This is a genomic window from Roseovarius confluentis (assembly GCF_002917925.1).
Taxonomy (GTDB): Bacteria; Pseudomonadota; Alphaproteobacteria; order Rhodobacterales; family Rhodobacteraceae; genus Roseovarius; species Roseovarius confluentis.
Genome location: NZ_PPFE01000002.1, coordinates 237,889 through 254,633, shown reverse-complemented (window position 1 = coordinate 254,633; position 16,745 = coordinate 237,889). Strand labels below are relative to the sequence as shown.

General features: G+C 63.8%; 17 protein-coding genes. 1 reads left to right on the top strand and 16 read right to left on the bottom strand.

Features of this window, described 5'->3' with window-relative positions; all coding sequences use genetic code 11:
* Positions 1-139 precede the first annotated feature (139 nt).
* The 9 genes from C2I35_RS06070 to rpsL form a co-directional block, all read right to left on the bottom strand.
* Complete coding sequence (locus C2I35_RS06070; protein ID WP_057794967.1) at positions 140-346, bottom strand: cold-shock protein; 207 nt, start codon at positions 344-346, stop codon at positions 140-142.
* Positions 347-629: 283 nt separating this feature from the next.
* On the bottom strand, positions 630-926 hold the full coding sequence (locus C2I35_RS06065) for a 50S ribosomal protein L23 (RefSeq protein WP_103762137.1): 297 nt from the start codon (positions 924-926) through the stop codon (positions 630-632).
* On the bottom strand, positions 923-1,540 hold the full coding sequence (rplD, locus tag C2I35_RS06060) for a 50S ribosomal protein L4 (RefSeq protein WP_103762136.1): 618 nt from the start codon (positions 1,538-1,540) through the stop codon (positions 923-925). The genes C2I35_RS06065 and rplD overlap by 4 nt, the downstream gene beginning before the upstream one ends.
* Positions 1,537-2,403 (bottom strand): 50S ribosomal protein L3, encoded by an 867-nt coding sequence (gene rplC, locus C2I35_RS06055; protein WP_103762135.1) that lies wholly within the window; start codon positions 2,401-2,403, stop codon positions 1,537-1,539. Before rplC ends, rplD begins: the two co-directional genes overlap by 4 nt.
* A 12-nt stretch (positions 2,404-2,415) precedes the next feature.
* On the bottom strand, positions 2,416-2,730 hold the full coding sequence (rpsJ, locus tag C2I35_RS06050) for a 30S ribosomal protein S10 (RefSeq protein ID WP_103762134.1): 315 nt from the start codon (positions 2,728-2,730) through the stop codon (positions 2,416-2,418).
* Positions 2,731-2,884: 154 nt separating this feature from the next.
* Complete coding sequence (tuf, locus tag C2I35_RS06045; protein WP_103762095.1) at positions 2,885-4,060, bottom strand: elongation factor Tu; 1,176 nt, start codon at positions 4,058-4,060, stop codon at positions 2,885-2,887.
* An 84-nt stretch (positions 4,061-4,144) separates the two neighbouring features.
* The gene (gene fusA / locus C2I35_RS06040) at positions 4,145-6,268 is read right to left on the bottom strand and encodes an elongation factor G (RefSeq protein WP_103762133.1); all 2,124 of its coding nucleotides are present in this window, start codon (positions 6,266-6,268) and stop codon (positions 4,145-4,147) included.
* Between the two features lie 21 nt (positions 6,269-6,289).
* A complete protein-coding gene (gene rpsG / locus C2I35_RS06035; RefSeq protein WP_057796812.1) occupies positions 6,290-6,760 on the bottom strand; it encodes a 30S ribosomal protein S7 in 471 nt (156 codons plus the stop codon).
* 12 nt (positions 6,761-6,772) lie between these two features.
* The gene (gene rpsL / locus C2I35_RS06030) at positions 6,773-7,144 is read right to left on the bottom strand and encodes a 30S ribosomal protein S12 (protein ID WP_103762132.1); all 372 of its coding nucleotides are present in this window, start codon (positions 7,142-7,144) and stop codon (positions 6,773-6,775) included.
* A gap of 457 nt (positions 7,145-7,601) precedes the next feature.
* On the opposite strand from rpsL, the gene C2I35_RS06025 reads away from it, so the two are divergent.
* On the top strand, positions 7,602-8,429 hold the full coding sequence (locus C2I35_RS06025; protein WP_103762131.1) for a glycosyltransferase: 828 nt from the start codon (positions 7,602-7,604) through the stop codon (positions 8,427-8,429).
* Here C2I35_RS06025 and C2I35_RS06020 read toward each other — a convergent pair.
* The 7 genes from C2I35_RS06020 to C2I35_RS05990 all read right to left on the bottom strand — a co-directional run bounded on the left by C2I35_RS06020 (position 8,362) and on the right by C2I35_RS05990 (position 16,650).
* Positions 8,362-9,264 (bottom strand): DMT family transporter, encoded by a 903-nt coding sequence (locus tag C2I35_RS06020; RefSeq protein WP_103762130.1) that lies wholly within the window; start codon positions 9,262-9,264, stop codon positions 8,362-8,364. The genes C2I35_RS06025 and C2I35_RS06020 overlap by 68 nt on opposite strands.
* Positions 9,265-9,311: 47 nt before the next feature.
* Entirely contained in the window at positions 9,312-9,581 is a 270-nt protein-coding gene (locus C2I35_RS06015; protein WP_103762129.1) for a hypothetical protein, read from the bottom strand.
* A gap of 157 nt (positions 9,582-9,738) precedes the next feature.
* Entirely contained in the window at positions 9,739-10,530 is a 792-nt protein-coding gene (locus tag C2I35_RS06010) for an inositol monophosphatase family protein (protein ID WP_103762128.1), read from the bottom strand.
* A complete protein-coding gene (locus tag C2I35_RS06005; RefSeq protein WP_103762127.1) occupies positions 10,517-11,860 on the bottom strand; it encodes a TldD/PmbA family protein in 1,344 nt (447 codons plus the stop codon). Before C2I35_RS06005 ends, C2I35_RS06010 begins: the two co-directional genes overlap by 14 nt.
* Before the next feature lie 111 nt (positions 11,861-11,971).
* Positions 11,972-13,489 (bottom strand): DUF2125 domain-containing protein, encoded by a 1,518-nt coding sequence (locus C2I35_RS06000; protein WP_103762126.1) that lies wholly within the window; start codon positions 13,487-13,489, stop codon positions 11,972-11,974.
* Between the two features lie 10 nt (positions 13,490-13,499).
* Positions 13,500-15,020 carry a DUF2125 domain-containing protein gene (locus tag C2I35_RS05995; protein ID WP_103762125.1) on the bottom strand — a complete coding sequence of 507 codons (1,521 nt, stop codon included), beginning with the start codon at positions 15,018-15,020 and terminating at the stop codon, positions 13,500-13,502.
* An 88-nt stretch (positions 15,021-15,108) separates the two neighbouring features.
* A complete protein-coding gene (locus C2I35_RS05990) occupies positions 15,109-16,650 on the bottom strand; it encodes a DUF2125 domain-containing protein (protein WP_103762124.1) in 1,542 nt (513 codons plus the stop codon).
* Positions 16,651-16,745 lie beyond the last annotated feature (95 nt).

Genomic DNA, 16,745 nt, shown 5'->3' with positions numbered 1-16,745 from the left:
GAATCCGGGGCCTTGCGGATGGGGTCGTTTACGAAAGACCACCCCTCGGGTCAAGCCTTTCCCCCAAAGAAAAACCCCGGCCACGCCTGCGCCCGGGGTTCACGATTTTCAAAGGCCGGCGGTGTTGCCGCCAGGCGCCTTATGCCAGCGCGATGTTGACGGCGCTTTCGCGTCCGTCACGGCCGGATTCCAGGTCATAGGTGACCTTCTGATCGTCGGCCAGGCCGGTCAGGCCCGAACGCTCGACGGCCGAGATGTGAACGAAGACGTCCTTGCCGCCCGATTCCGGTGCGATAAAGCCGTAGCCTTTGGTGGTGTTGAACCATTTCACGGTGCCGTTGGCCATTTCCGTGTCTCCTTTAGATGTTGCTGCCCGCAGTATGCGGCAGCTTGGCGGCGTCATGACAAGATCGAAAGCCAGTCGCCGTAAAGGAGAAAGGGTCGATAGGTAGTAACGTAGCACTGCCCATATGGGCGCTCAGGTGATTCACGTCAATGAAAATCACTGGAGTCCCATGTCCGCGCACTGATTTAAGGCGATAAAACGCCGCGGCGCGCCAAACGGAAAACCCCCGCCGATCTCTCGACGGGGGCCAATCTCGTAGGGTGGGTTTTCAACCCACCATGGCTCAGAGGCCGGTCGTCACATCGATCGTGTTGCCCTCTTCGAGCGTCACGTAAGCTTTCTTGACGTCCTTGCGGCGGCCCATGATGCCACGGAACCGCTTCTGCTTACCCTTGGTGATGGACGTGTTGACCGCTTTCACCTTCACACCAAAGAGCGCCTCGACGGCCTCCTTGATCTGGGGTTTCGCGGCGTCCATCGCCACCTCGAAGACAACGGCGTTCGCTTCCGACGCCATCGTGGCCTTCTCGGTGATCACCGGCTTGCGGATCACATCGTAATGTTCTGCTTTCGCGCTCATTTCAACCGAGCCTCCAGTGCTTCGACACCCGCCTTGGTCAGCACGAGCGTGTCGCGCTTGAGGATGTCGTATACGTTCGCGCCCATGCTGGGCAGCACGTCCAGACCGTCGATGTTGGCCGCGGCGCGGGCAAAGCCCTCGTTCACCTCGGCGCCGTCGATGATCAGTGCGCGCTTCCAGCCCAGGTCCTTGACCTGCTTGGCCAGTTCCTTGGTCTTGGCGGCACCCTCGGCGGCCTCGATCACGACCAGCTCACCCGCCTTGGCCTTGGCCGACAGCGCGTGTTTCAGGCCCAGCTGACGCACCTTCTTGGGCAGGTCATGCGCGTGGCTGCGCGGGACCGGACCCTTGTAGATGCCGCCCTTACGGAAGATCGGCGCATTGCGGTCACCGTGGCGTGCGCCGCCGGTGCCCTTCTGGCGGTAGATCTTCTTGGTCGAATAGCTGGTCTCGGACCGGGTCTTGACCTTGTGGGTGCCCTGCTGCGCCTTGTTGCGCTGCCAGCGGACGACACGGTGCAGGATGTCGGCACGCGGATCGAGATCGAAGATCTCGCCCGAGAGCTCGACCGAACCAGCCTTGCCGCCGTCCAGTTTGATCACGTCGAGTTTCATTCCTCACCGTCCTTCTTCTCTTCGCCGGCATCATCGGACTTGTCGGCCTCGATTTCGGCTTCGGCTTCCTGCAGGGCGGCCGCTTCCTGGGCTGCCTGCTCTTCGGCCAGGCGCTGTGCTTCGGCCTCGGCCTCCGCGGCAGCGGCGGCTGCGGCTTCTTCAGCGGCTTTCTCTGCTTCGGCCGCGGCCGATTTCAGAGCGGCGGGCAGAATGGCGCTTTCCGGGAACGGCTTCTTCACCGCGTCCTTGATCGTCACCCAGCCACCCTTGGAGCCGGGAACCGCGCCCTTGACCATGATCAGGCCACGGTCGGCGTCGGTTTTCACCACTTGCAGGTTCTGCGTCGTCACGCGGGCGGCGCCCATGTGACCGGCCATTTTCTTGCCCTTGAACACCTTGCCGGGGTCCTGACACTGGCCGGTGGAGCCATGCGAGCGGTGGCTGATCGACACACCGTGGCTGGCCCGCAGACCGCCGAAGTTGTGCCGCTTCATCGCACCGGCAAAGCCTTTACCGATCGAGGTGCCGGAAACGTCCACGAACTGACCTTCGAAATAGTGGTTCGCGGTGATTTCCTCGCCCACGTCGATCATGTTCTCGGGCGCCACGCGGAATTCCGCGACCTTGCGCTTGGGTTCCACCTTGGCGACGGCGAAGTGGCCACGCAGGGCCTTCGACGTCCGTTTCGCCTTGGCGGTCCCTGCACCCAGCTGAACAGCGGCATAGCCGTGCTCTTCGGGCGTACGCTGGGCGACGACCTGCAGTTTGTCCAGTTGAAGAACGGTCACAGGAACCTGCTTGCCGTCTTCCATGAAAAGCCGGGTCATGCCGACTTTCTTTGCGATTACACCAGAGCGCAACATGTCCTGCCCTCCTTAAACCGAGATTTGCACGTCCACGCCGGCAGCCAGGTCGAGCTTCATCAGCGCGTCGACGGTCTGGGGCGTGGGATCAACGATGTCCAAGAGACGCTTGTGCGTCCGGATCTCGAACTGATCGCGCGATTTCTTGTTCACGTGGGGGCCACGCAGAACGGTGAATTTCTCGATCTTGTTCGGCAGCGGGATGGGCCCGCGTACGTCTGCGCCGGTCCGCTTGGCGGTGTTCACGATCTCCTGCGTGCTGGCGTCCAGCACACGGTAGTCGAACGCCTTCAGGCGGATACGGATGTTTTGGCTAGCTACGGCCATTTTTCTTATCCCTAACAGGGTTCCAGCGGAGAGGAAGAGAAGCGGAATTGCCGCCCTTCTTCGCGCCTAAAGTGGGGCCGGGTGCCGACCTAGGTCAGCACCCGGATATTCTGTATCACCCCGGGTTGCGCCCGGGATGACGCTTTGCCTCAGATCACTCGACGATCTTCGACACGACGCCGGCGCCGACGGTGCGGCCGCCTTCGCGGATGGCGAAGCGCAGGCCGTCTTCCATCGCGATCGGCGCGATCAGCTCGACCTCGAACTTCAGGTTGTCACCCGGCATCACCATCTCCGTGCCCTCGGGCAGCGTCACCGTGCCCGTCACGTCCGTCGTGCGGAAGTAGAACTGCGGACGGTAGTTGGCGAAGAACGGCGTGTGACGGCCACCCTCTTCCTTCGTCAGGATGTACGCCTCGGCCTCGAACTTCGTGTGCGGGTTAACCGAACCGGGCTTGCACAGCACCTGGCCGCGCTCCACACCGTCACGCTCGATACCGCGCAGCAGCAGACCAACGTTGTCGCCGGCCTCGCCCTGGTCCAGAAGCTTGCGGAACATCTCGACGCCGGTGCAGGTCGTCTTCTTGTTCTTGTTCAGGCCCACGATCTCCATCTCTTCGCCGACCTTGATCAGGCCACGCTCGATCCGGCCCGTGGCAACCGTGCCGCGGCCAGAGATCGAGAACACGTCCTCGACCGGCATCAGGAACGGCTGGTCCACGGCGCGCTCGGGCGTCGGGATGTAGTCGTCGACAGCCGCCATCAGCTCGCGGATCTTCTCTTCGCCGATCTCCGGGTTGTTGCCTTCCATCGCCGCCAGCGCCGAGCCCGCGATGATCGGAATGTCGTCGCCGGGGAAGTCGTACGAGCTCAGAAGCTCGCGGATTTCCATCTCGACCAGCTCCAGCAGTTCCTCGTCATCGACCTGGTCGACCTTGTTCATGAACACCACCAGCGCGGGCACGCCCACCTGACGCGCCAGCAGGATGTGCTCGCGGGTCTGCGGCATCGGGCCGTCGGCCGCGTTCACCACCAGGATCGCGCCGTCCATCTGGGCGGCGCCCGTGATCATGTTCTTCACGTAGTCGGCGTGGCCGGGGCAGTCCACGTGCGCGTAGTGACGGTTCTCGGTCTCGTATTCAACGTGCGCGGTCGAGATCGTGATCCCGCGCGCTTTCTCTTCCGGCGCACCGTCGATCTGGTCATACGCGCGGAAGTCACCGAAATACTTCGTGATCGCCGCCGTCAGCGTCGTCTTGCCGTGGTCAACGTGACCAACGGTCCCGATGTTCACGTGCGGTTTCGAACGGTCAAACTTTTCCTTTGCCATGATGGCCTCCTGTTCCTTTGCGGATGGTGGGTTATCACCCACCCTACGATGATGGGTAGGGCGGGGTTCACCCCGCCACCCGGGTTATGCGTATTTTGCCTGGATCTCTTCCGAGATGTTCGACGGGACGGGTTCGTAATGCGAGAACTGCATGGTGAACTGGGCGCGGCCCGACGACATCGAACGCAGCGTGTTGATGTAGCCGAACATGTTGGCCAGTGGCACGTTCGCGTTGATCGCGATGGCGTTGCCGCGCGGTTCTTGTCCCGAAACCTGCCCACGACGCGAGGTCAGATCGCCGATCACGTTGCCGGTGTATTCTTCCGGCGAGATCACTTCGACCTTCATGACCGGCTCCAGCAGTTTCGCGCCGGCCTTGCGCAAACCTTCGCGCATGCCCATCCGTGCCGCGATCTCAAACGCCATGACCGAGGAGTCCACGTCGTGGAACTTGCCGTCGATCAGCGCGACCTTGAAGTCGATGACCGGGAAGCCGGCCAGCGGGCCGCTGTCCATCACGCTCTCGATGCCTTTCTCGACGCCGGGGATGTATTCCTTCGGCACGGCACCACCGACGATGCGGCTTTCGAACGAATAGCCTTCGCCCGGCTCGGTCGGCGAGATGATCATCTTGACCTCGGCGAACTGACCCGAACCACCCGACTGTTTCTTGTGGGTGTAGGTGTGTTCGATTTCGTGGCTGATGGTCTCGCGATAGGCCACCTGCGGCGCACCGATGTTGGCTTCAACCTTGAATTCGCGCTTCAGACGGTCGACCAGGATGTCGAGGTGAAGTTCGCCCATGCCCTTCATGATGGTCTGACCGCTCTCCATGTCGGTTTCGACGCGGAAGGACGGGTCCTCGGCGGCCAGACGGGCCAGGCCCTGGCTCATCTTTTCCTGGTCGTTCTTGGTCTTCGGCTCGACCGCGATCTCGATCACCGGATCGGGGAAGGTCATGGTTTCCAGAACCACCAGTTCCTTGGGATCGCTCAGCGTGTCACCCGTGGTGGTGTCCTTCAGACCGGCCAGCGCGATGATGTCGCCGGCAAATGCCTCTTCGATCTCTTCGCGGTTGTTCGAGTGCATCATCATCATGCGGCCGATGCGCTCTTTCTTGCCCTTGGTCGAGTTCTGGATCGTGTCGCCCTTGTTCAGCACACCCGAATAGATGCGCGTGAAGGTCAGCGAACCGACGAACGGGTCGTTCATGATCTTGAACGCCAGGCCGGAGAACGGCATGGAATCGTCCGCGCGGCGGGCGATGTTCCGGGTCTCGGTCTCGTCATCGGGGGCAAAGCCCATGTAGTCCACAACGTCGAGAGGGCTCGGCAGGTAATCGACCACGGCGTTCAGCAGCGGCTGCACACCCTTGTTCTTGAACGCGGAACCGCCCAGGACCGGAACAAAGCTCAGCGACAGGGTGCCCTTGCGGATCAGTTGCCGCAGGGTCGGGATGTCGGGCTCGTTGCCCTCGAGGTATTCCATCATCGCGTCGTCGTCCATTTCGACGGCGTTCTCGATCAGCTTGGCGCGCCAGTCGTCGGCCAGCTGCTTGAGATCGTCGCGAATGGGCTGACGGGTCCAGGACGCGCCCAGGTCTTCACCTTTCCAGGTCCATTCTTCCATGGTCACCAGGTCGATGATGCCTTCCAGCTCGTTCTCGGCACCGATCGGCATGGCGATCGGCACGGCTTTCGCGCCGGTGCGGTCTTCGATCATCGCGACACAGTTGAAGAAGTCGGCACCGATCTTGTCCATCTTGTTGACGAAGACGATGCGCGGCACCTTGTAGCGGTCGGCCTGGCGCCAGACGGTCTCGGTCTGGGGCTCGACACCCGCGTTGGCGTCCAGCACGCAGATCGCACCGTCAAGCACCGCCAGCGAACGCTCGACTTCGATGGTGAAGTCGACGTGACCGGGCGTGTCGATGATGTTCATCCGGAACTTGGTGTCGTCGGTGCCCTCTTTCGTCGGGTCTTCCTGCCACTGCCAGAAGGTAGTGGTAGCCGCCGACGTGATGGTGATCCCGCGTTCCTGCTCCTGCTCCATCCAGTCCATGGTGGCTGCACCATCGTGCACCTCACCGATGTTGTGGGATTTGCCGGTGTAAAACAGGATCCGTTCCGAGCAGGTGGTCTTGCCTGCGTCGATATGGGCCATGATGCCGAAGTTGCGGTAGCGTTCGAGCGGATAATCGCGTGCCATGATGCAAATGCCTCTAGGGTTTTACCAGCGGTAATGGCTGAAGGCTTTGTTCGCCTCGGCCATCTTGTGGGTGTCTTCACGTTTCTTGACGGCGGTCCCGCGCGAGTTCACGGCGTCCAGAAGTTCGCCGGCCAGGCGTTCTTCCATCGTGTTCTCGTTGCGGCCACGGCAAGCGGTGATCAGCCAGCGGATCGCCAGCGCTTCGCGGCGCTCGGGGCGAACTTCGACCGGCACCTGGTAGGTGGCACCACCGACACGGCGCGAGCGGACCTCGACCGACGGTTTGATGTTGTCCAGCGCTTCGTGGAAGATTTCCACGGGGGCGCGCTTGACCTTGTCTTCGACGCGATCGAGCGCGTTGTAGACGATTTTCTCCGCGACCGACTTCTTGCCGTCGATCATCAGGTTGTTCATGAACTTGGTCAGAACCCGGTCGCCATACTTGGCGTCGGGCAGAATTTCACGTTTTTCAGCGGCGTGACGACGAGACATCTCGAATTCCTCTTACTTGGGACGCTTGGCGCCGTATTTCGAACGACGCTGCTTGCGGTCCTTGACGCCTTGGGTATCCAGGACACCGCGCAGGATGTGGTAACGCACACCGGGAAGGTCTTTCACACGGCCGCCACGGATCAGGACCACCGAGTGCTCCTGAAGGTTGTGGCTTTCGCCGGGGATATAGCTGATGACCTCGAAACCATTGGTCAGGCGCACCTTGGCAACCTTCCGCATGGCCGAGTTCGGCTTCTTGGGCGTGGTGGTGTAGACGCGCGTGCAAACGCCGCGCTTCTGCGGGCACCCTTGCAGGTGCATCGACTTCTGGCTTCTTGTTTTCGGCTGCCGCGGCTTGCGGATCAGCTGTTGGATCGTTGGCATAGGGTCTCTTTCCCGTCTCTCAACACATGTGTTTGCACCGGGTCACCCCCGCGCGGTTTCAGTTCCTCGCACATCACGCGTCCGCAATGCGCAAATACCGCAATCGTTTCCATTCCGAGGTAAACGACGCGGCGGGTTCCCAGAGGATCGGGGCACTCAAACGGCCCGGATCTTGTCCACTAGAATTTTGAGTTCGACATTCAGGGCGGCCCCCGAGGTCGAGATGAGCGGCGTATAGGGGGAGTCGGGACGGCTGTCAACACTCCCATCCGCCCGGGATGACGACGCGGTATACCCCTGACAGAAAAGCCCGGATGCGCGGAACAGGAAACCTGTCACCCCGCCGCCGCCTCGGCCTAACGCCCGGCACCGCCTCGGGCAACCCCGGTTTCGCGCTTGCCCGCCTCACGCGCATTTGCAACCATGCGGCCACCACGTCTCGAAGGTGCCCCGCTTCATGCGCGCAATCGGTATATGCCGCTTTTCCTATCCCGCGCTCGGCGGCTTCAAACGCATGCACGACACCGTCGAGGAGCGCGAGGCCTACCTTTACGCGCCCGAGCGGATGGAGCTGCGCTTTCGCCACTTCGAGACGCTCACCCTGCCCTCCATAGCGGCGCAGAAGGACAAGCGGTTCACCTTCATCGTCCTGACCGGAGAGCGGATGCCCAAGCCCTGGTGGGACCGGCTCAACGACATCTGCGCCCCCGTCGAGCAGATCAAGATCGTCACGGCCGAACCGATGAAGCACCGCACGGCCATGCAACTGGCGATCCAGCACGAGCTTGCCCAGGGCGACGACGACGAATCCCTGCAGTTCCGCCTCGATGACGACGACGCCGTCGGCACCAACTTCATTCGCGGCATCCGCCGCACTGCCCGGCTGGCCGGCAAGCTACGCGCCGGGTGGCAGAACATGGTGATCGAATATTCCCGCGGCTATTCGGTCAAGCTGACCCCGGACGGCATCCTCGCCCGCGAGATCCAGGGCCAGTTCCTGGCCTGCGGTCTGGCCGTGCTCTTCCGCCCCGGTGACCCCAAGACGGTGATGAATTACGGCCATCACAAGCTGCACCATTCCATGCCGACCCTGATCGAGCCCGAGACCCACATGTACCTGCGCGCCCTGCACGACGACAACGACAGCCATGCGCGCACCAGCACCAAGGGCCTTGCCCCCCTGACCGCGGATCAGCGCGCCTTTTTCAAGGAACGGTTCAATGTCGACGAGGCGGCTGTGCAAGCGGCCTTTTCCGCCCCAGCTGCGATTCCCGGTAAAGCGTGAACAGCCCGCTGCCCACCACGATCGCAGCCCCCAGCAGGGTCAGCGTCGCGGGCCATTCCCCGAACACCACGAAGCCCAGCAGCATCGCCCACAGCAGGCCGGTATAGCGAAACGGGGCGACGAAACTGATCTCGCCCACACGCATCACCATGATCGAAAAGAGATACCCGCCGATGATGAACAACGAGGCGGTTCCGACCAGCCCGGCTTCTCGCATTCCCATCGGCGCCCAGTCGACGCCAAGGCTCAAAAGCCCGAAGATCGTCATCGTCGCGATGGATGTCAGCAACGTGACGAACATCGACGGTGTGTCCTTCGACAGCCGCCGCGTCGACAGGTCCCGCACAGTGACACAGCCCACCGCCAGCAGCGCGTAGACCGCATAGAAGTTGAAGTCGTCCGTCCCGGGCCGCACGATCAGCAGCACACCGGCAAAGCCTATCAGGATCGCCACCATCCGCCGCCATCCCACCGGCTCGCGCAGGAACAGCGCGGCGGCCAGCGTGATGGTCAGTGGCAGGGCCTGCAATATCGCCGTCACGTTGGCCAACGGCATGTTGAACAGCGCCGTCAGAAAGAAATAGGCCGCGCCCACCTCGGCCCCTGTGCGCAGGCCCATCAACCCCCAGTCCCGGCGCGGCAGGCGGGCGCGCAACGCGCCCATGCGCCACGCGATACAGGCCACCAGCACCGTCGTGACCATCCCGCGCAGCAGCAGCAGTTGAAACAGCGGCACGTCCCCCGCCATCGCCTTCATCGCGGTGTCGTTGAACGTGAAACACGCCATCGACGCCATCATCAACAGGGCGCCGGTCAGGTTGTCGGAACGGGTCATACCCCGGCTCTAGACCGGCGCCGCACCCGGTACAAGCGCCAAGCGCGTCAGTCCGCCAGCATCAGGATCATCGCCAGGTTCGGCAACACCGCCACGAAGGTGATGAGTGCATATTTCGACGCCGTCACGGCCTTGCCCAGCCGGGTCTCCTTCCGGCTCGCACCCTCAAGGCTGTAGGCCACGGCCATAACCGCATGCCCCCCCGCCTCTCGCCTGCGCCGCTCCAGCCGCAGGCCCGCCATGCTGCGCTCGTAAATCTCCTTCTGACGCAGGTATTCCGCGTTCCGCGCGTCGTGCTCGATCGTCTGTCCGTCCATATCCCGTCTCCCATCTTGGAAACGGGAACCTAGGTCGTGCCGAGCGCGGTTCGATTGCAAGCGGCGAAACGCGCCAATCTGTCGCTCAGCTGGCGTTTCATCGTTCCAAAAATACTCGAACAAAACCAAACCTGCGCGGCGCAGCCGCACACTCGGATCAGATCGCAGCCCCGGGCGCCAGCGCCTCCAGAAGCGCACCATGCACCACCGGGTTGGCCGCCAGAACACCGTCGAGCTTCGGCATCGGGTTGTTGAACCGCAGCGGCCGCCCCGCGCGGTCCGACGTCACGGCACCCGCTTCGCGCAGGATCAAGTCACCCGCGGCGATGTCCCATTCCCACGCGCCGCGCAGGGTCATCATCGCGTCGAACCGCCCCTCGGCCACCAGCGCCAGCCGGTACGCCAGCGACGGGCGGAACCCTCGATCCATCCCGGGCGGCTGTCCCGCGCGCCAGTGCCGCGCGTCGAAATTCGGTTTCGCCGCCAACATGCTGCTGCCGTCCAGCGCCCCGGCATCACTGACTTTCAGGCGTTTGCCGTTCAGTGTCGCCCCCTGCCCGGCCGCGGCGGCATACATCATGTCCCGCATCGGCAGGTAGACCACGCCCGCCACCACCTCGCCCCGCTCGACCACCGCCAGCGCGTGCGCCCAGGTCCGCGTGCCTTCGATGAAACTGCGCGTGCCGTCGATGGGGTCGATGATGAAAACCCGGTCGCGCGACAGCCGCTCGGGCGTGTCGGCGCTTTCCTCCGACAGCCAGCCATACTCGGGCCGGGCGCCGCGCAACTGCTCGGCCAGCACCTCGTTCACGGCCAGGTCGGCCTCGGTCACAGGCCCCGCGCCCCCCGGCTTGTCCCAGACCCGCGCCTCGGGCCCGGTATAACGGCAGGCGACCTCGCCCGCCGCCCGCGCCGCCGCGATCAGAAGATCCAGCTCAGTTGCCGGCAAGGGTCAACCCTTCGACCAGCAGCGACGGCACCACACGCGACTTCCAGGGACGCGCGTCGTTCGCCGGGATAATCCCGCGCAGCATGTCCGGCAGGCTGCCCGCGATGGTGCATTCGTTCACCGGGAACGCGATCTCGCCGTTCTCGACCCAGAACCCCGACGCCCCGCGCGAATAGTCGCCCGTGTTGGGATTGATCGTCGAGCCGATCATCGACGTCACCAACAGGCCCGTGCCCATCTCCGCCATCAACTCTTCGCGGCTCTTGTCGCCCTGCGTCAGCGCCACGTTGGTCGACAGCGGCGACGGCACCGAGGACGGCGCCCGCCGCGCATGACCCGTGGACGGCAGCCCCAGCTTGCGCCCCGTCGACAGATCGAGAATCCAGGATTTCAGCACGCCGTTCTCGACCAGCGCCCGTTTTGCCACCGGCAACCCTTCGGCATCGAAAGGCTGCGAGCCAAGCGCGCGCGGGCGCAGCGGATCGTCGATCAGCGACAGCGCCTCGGGCAGCACGGGCTCGCCCATCCGGTTCATCAGCCACGACGCCCCGCGCGACACCGCGCCGCCGTTGATCGCCGCCAGAAGGTGTCCGATCAGGCTCGCGGCCACGCGCTCGTCATACAGCACCGGATAGGACCCGGTATAAGGCTTCTTGGCGTCCAGCATCGCAGCGGCACGTTCCCCCGCCCGCGTCCCGATCTCCTCTGGCGTCCGCAGGTCGGCGGCGAACACGCGCGTATCCGCGTCATAGTCGCGCTGCATCCCCGTGCCCTGCCCCGCGATCGCAACCGCGCTCAGGCTGCGGGCGCTGCTGGTGAACCCGCCGGAAAAGCCGTTGGTCGCCGCCATGTGCATATGCTCGACCTCGTGATCGGCCGACGCCTGAACCTGGGTCACGCCATCCACGGCCATCGCGACGGCCTCCAGCGCCAACGCGGCCTCCTGCATGTCGGGCGCTGCCGGTTCCGAACCGGGGTCGTGCAGTTCCAGCGCCGCGACGTCCCAGCTCTGCGCCAGCTGGTCCGGGTCCGCCAGCCCGGCGAACGGATCCTGGGGTGCCTCGCGGGCCATGGCCACCGCGCGCTCCGCCAGCATCACGAGGGTTTCCTCCCGCGTGTCCGACGCACCGACGCAGGCCTGCCGCTGCCCTACGAAGACACGCAGTCCGACTTCGACGCTTTCCGACCGCTCCGCCTGTTCCAAGGTTCCGGCCCGGACACCGATGCTCTGGGATCGCCGCTCGACGGCCACCGTATCCGCCGCGTCGGCCCCGGCCTTGTGCGCCGCCGCCAAAAGCGCTTCGGTCAGATTTTCCGGTGTCACGGGCATAAAGCTCTCCTGTGTGCTGCGCGGGTCTGGCGCCGCGCAGGCGTGTGGATTTTTGTCAGGGTCCGATCTACTGCGCTGCCGAAACGGGCGCAAGCCATGGGCGCAAGGCGTTCAGCGCAAGCGCTGGCCGTTCACAGTCACCTGTCCGTCCGGCTTGATCTCGAATTCGGCACGCACCGCGTCGTCCTCGCCATCCACCGGTGCGGTGAACATGCCCATCATCATCCGCGCCGACATCGCGTCATCGGTCGTCAGAACGCCGGCCTCTGTCAGACGGTCAAGCAACCCCTGGACGCCGGTCAGTTCGAACGTGGCGTCCCCTTCGGTCGCCGGGAACCCGTCGAAGGTGCGTCGCGCGCCGTGATCGAACCGCACCGCAGCCTTTCCCGTCAGTTCCGCATCCCAGAACCGGGCTTCCAGCGCCCTGAGGTCCAGCGTTTCGATCGACACCGGCAAGGGCCCGTTGAATGATTGGCCCAACGCGGCAAGGTCGAACAAAGTCTCCAGAAGAATCGCCTTGCCGCCCAGATCGACCTTCAGGTCCGCCGTCTGCCGCGAAAGCGCGTCGGATATGAAGAAAGCGGACCAGGTTTCTTCGGACAAACTCAGCCCGTCCAACTCGAATCGCAGCGCGTAATCCTGCGGTTCGATCGCGCGCAAGACCGGCACCGCCAAATCCATCAGGACCCTTGCCGCTTCCACATCCACTGTCAGTCCCAACAGTTCGTCCGTTATCTGCATCTCGGCCGCGTCCGAATCCGAAACGACACGCAAACCATCGCCCGATAGCGTGAAGATGCCCGTGATGTTGGTCCACCGGGTCTCACCGGAAGAGATCAACTCGCCGGCATACCATTCGTCGTCTTCGTCGTGTCCTGACTTGGCCGCTGCCTCGTGCCGGAACATCATGCCGGCCTCTGCAAGCTCCGGCAGGCCGTCCAGCGTAGGCCCGCCACGCGGCAGCCGCAGCTCGGTCAGGGTTTCGACCTCGTCGCGTCTCAACGTACCGGCGAGGCCCTCCGTGCTGGTGTCATCTCCATATCCGTAATCGATCACCACCTGCCCGGCCACGCCGCGGCGCGTGAAGTCCAGCCAAGCATCGTCGATCCGGCTGGTCTGCGTGATGTCGAAACCGGATTGAACGTACCGGTACTCAGCCGGAAAAGGCTGACCGCCAATACCGAACTCGGTCATGTCGATCTCGAAGCTTGTCCCGCTCCAGCGGGTCTCAACGCCGGCGTCGGTCTGCCGCATCCGCACGCCGACATCCTCCATCCGCCAGGCGAACGCACCGGACGAGGTGAATCCCTCTTCCGCGTCGCCAATCGCGGTCACGCTGAAGGGCATGGCCTCGGAGGTGGGCAACTGCACCGCTACCTCCCCGGCATCGGGCACGAAACGCGGGCCGGGCAGTTGCAGGTTCATCTCCAGCGGAAGCCCCGGAAACTGCATCGACAGAAAGATCGGCCCCACCGCCAGCGCATCGCCCTCGGGCACCGCTTCGGCCTCCCAGTCGAGGCCCAGAGCCTCGAACTGGGCCGTCCAGACACCCCACGCCTCCTCGACCGTCAACTCGGCAAGCGCGGCCTGCGGCGCACACAGCGCCGCCACCGCAAGGACCTGCCGCATCCTCATCGGCTCACCGCAGCCGCTGGCCGTTGGCAAGCACCTGGCCATCCTCGGTCACCTCGATGGTCGAGGTGATCACGTCCTCGCCCTCGCCCGGCGTGCCGAACATGCCCAGCATCATGCGGGTGCCCATGGCCTGCTCCTCGGGGACAAGGCCCATCGCGACCAGCGTGTCGATCAGGCCATTGGCACCGTCGACGCGCAAATCGACGCTGCCATTCGGCGCGGGCATGCCGGGGAAGGTCTCGTAATCCTCGTTATCGATCTCGAAAGCACCGCTGCCGGTGACCTCCGCGCCCACGGCGCGCACCGCCAGTTCGTTCAGCTGAACGTTCTCGATCCGCCCCAGTGTCTCCTCGGTCGGGGACACTTCCATCATCCGCATGATATCCAGCGGATCGCGGCTCAGCGCGGCTTCGCCAGACAGATCCAGCACCACCGTCATCGGGTCACGTGGCAGTTGTTCCTGCGCATCGAACAGGGCCCAGATCGCCTCGTCCAGCGTCACCTCTTCCAGCGTCATGCGCAGTTCCACCGGCACTGCGCCATCGGTTTCGGTCACCGGCGCGGTGATCTGGCCTTCACTGCGTGCGATCTGGCCCGCGATGGGAAAGGGCATCTCCGATGGCATCACGAACTCGAACCCGAAATCGGTATAGACGCCGCCCACCGACAGCCCGTCTTCGCTCAGCGCGACATCGCTGCTCTCCATGGTATAGGCGGTGGTCTGGCGCATCTCCATGTCCTCGACCGTCGTCACGGTGGTGCCGTCCACCTGCACGCCGCCGGTCTTGGCCACAAGCATCAGCCCGGCGCGCAGCGCGTCGTCCAGGTTCAGCAGGTCAACCTGCCCGGCCGGGATCGCCATTTCCACTTCCGAAGTCCCGCCCGTCATCTTTTGCTGCCCGCTCGACACCGCGCCTTGCGGATCGCTGAATTTCGTATCGAAGGTCATGCTGTCCGACGTGGTGGACATCGACACCTTCACGATATCCCCCTCGATGATCTCGTATTGGCTGGTCCCGGTCAAAGTGCCTTCGACCGACACGTCCAGCACGCCTTCGTCCGGCACGGTGAAGTCGGTCAAGGCGAACCGCGCATTCTCGAACGACCCGTCATAGGTCACCTGGCCCGGTGTTCCGGTCGCAACGGTTGGCGTGTCGAAGCCTTCGTAGGACAGCGTCGCGGACATCACCTTGCCCTCGTCGGGCAAAGTGAAGGTGACCTCGGCCGTCATCCCGTCGGAATAGTTCAACGCGACGCTGCCGTCGCCCTGTTCGGTCAAGGTGAACCCGTCCGTGCTCAGCCGCGCCACACCCGCATCCATCGGCAGCGCATAGGTCATGACCATGCTGTCGACCCGCAGGCTGTCGCCTTCGCGCACCGGCTCGGCAGTGACCTCGAAGCCAAAGGCCCGGGCCGGGGCCATCATGTTGGTCAGCACGTCCTCGGCCGTCACGTCGGCCAACGCCGCCACCGGCGCGACGGCCGAAGCACTCAGGATCACGGGGAAAACACGGGAATACGTCATCAGGCTCACCTTTCATCAGAGCTCAATCGTCAAAAGCACGAAGGGCCGGATCATCCGGCCCCCGCAAATGTCTTCGCCTCGGTCGGGTTCAGCGCAGACGCTGCCCATTCGCCAGGACCTGTCCGTCGCTCTTGACCTCGATCGTCGAGTTCAGCGCGTCCTCTCCCTCGCCGGGAACCGCGAACATGCCCATCATCATACGCACGCCCATAGCCTGTTCCTCGGGGACAAGGCCCATGGCGATCAGCTGGTCCAGAAGCCCGTTCGCGCCTGTCAGACTCAGGTCGACCGACCCCTCCGGCGCCGGCATCCCGTTGAAAGTCTCCAGATCGGAATTGTCGAAGGTGAACGCGCCTTCACCGGTCAATTCCGCACCTGCGGCGCTGACCGTCAGGGTGTTGATGTCCAGCGTGTTAAGCTCGCCCGGCACACCCAGCTCGCCGGTTTCCGCCGCTTCCATCTGCTCGGGGTCGAACAGGTCGAAGAACAGCTTGGCCGTCCCGGTCAGATCGAGGTCGATCGTCGCCGGGTCATGCGGCAACTGGCCGGCGGGGTCGAAAATGCCCCAGATCATGTCCGACATGGTGAAATCGCCCAGCGTCAGGCCCATGGCGAAATCCTGTTCGTCCTCGCTCTTGGCGACAGGCATGGTCAGGTTGAACGCGGCGGTGCCAAAGGCGACCTCGACCGGCAGCGGGATGTCGCCCCCGGCCATGTTCAAGTTCATGTTGCTGGCCGACAGGTCATAGGTCAGCCCATCGGCGCCCAGCGCAACGGTAATCTCGCCCCCGTCCGAACTGGTGGTGCCTTCGGTGGTTTGCGGCGGATCGACGAACGTGAACTCGCTCGACCCCTCGGAATAGGTGACCGTCGCGTCCACGTCGAAGCCGTTCTCGATCGACGCCCCCATGTTGGCGGGGTCCATTTCCAGCGGCAGCGCCCCGTTGGCCGCGACCGTCATGCCGGCGAACTGACCTTTCAGCATCATCTCGCCGCCACCGCCTTCGGGCTCGTCGATATCGACGGTATAGGTCACCGGCCCCGTGGTCATCTTCTGTTCGGAGGTGCGCAGGTCGCCGATTTTCATCGTCGTCGTGCCGCTGACGTCGGCGATCCGGAACTCGACAGTGCCAAGGTCCATCGTCTCGCCTTCGACCGTAACGTCGTTCAGGATCACGGCGACTTCATCTGCCGTGTAATTGTAAAGCAGGTCGTCGGGGTTGCCGGACGCCGTCATTTCCAGACTTGTCGTGTCGTATTGCATACCAACGCTGAAATCTTCCGCATCGGGCGACGAGACCATCACGTTCATCGGCATCGACGCCGGCAATGCGATCGAAACCGTGCCATCGCCGTTATCGGTAAACGTCAGCTCGCCCATGTTGACCGAAATCGTCGTGTCTTCCTCGGGGATCGCCATCGACATCGTGATATTGGACACCGTCAGCGCGTCGCCGGACTGGTTTTCTTCGCCGCTGACCTCGTAACCCGATGCGGCCAGATATCCTTGCCAGTCCGCCCAGACATCCGCCGGCGTCACATCCGCCTGCGCGCTGCCTGCCGCAAGCGCAAGCCCGATCGCCGTCGCGGTTCCAAACCGTGCGCCGCCCGTCATGCCAAAAACTTTCATGCAGAATCCTTTCGTGTTCAAATTCCCAGCTTTGCTCCAGCTTCCGCCGTCGCGCAATCGGGGTCAAGGGGGGGAATCCCGGCCTTGCGCTGGAC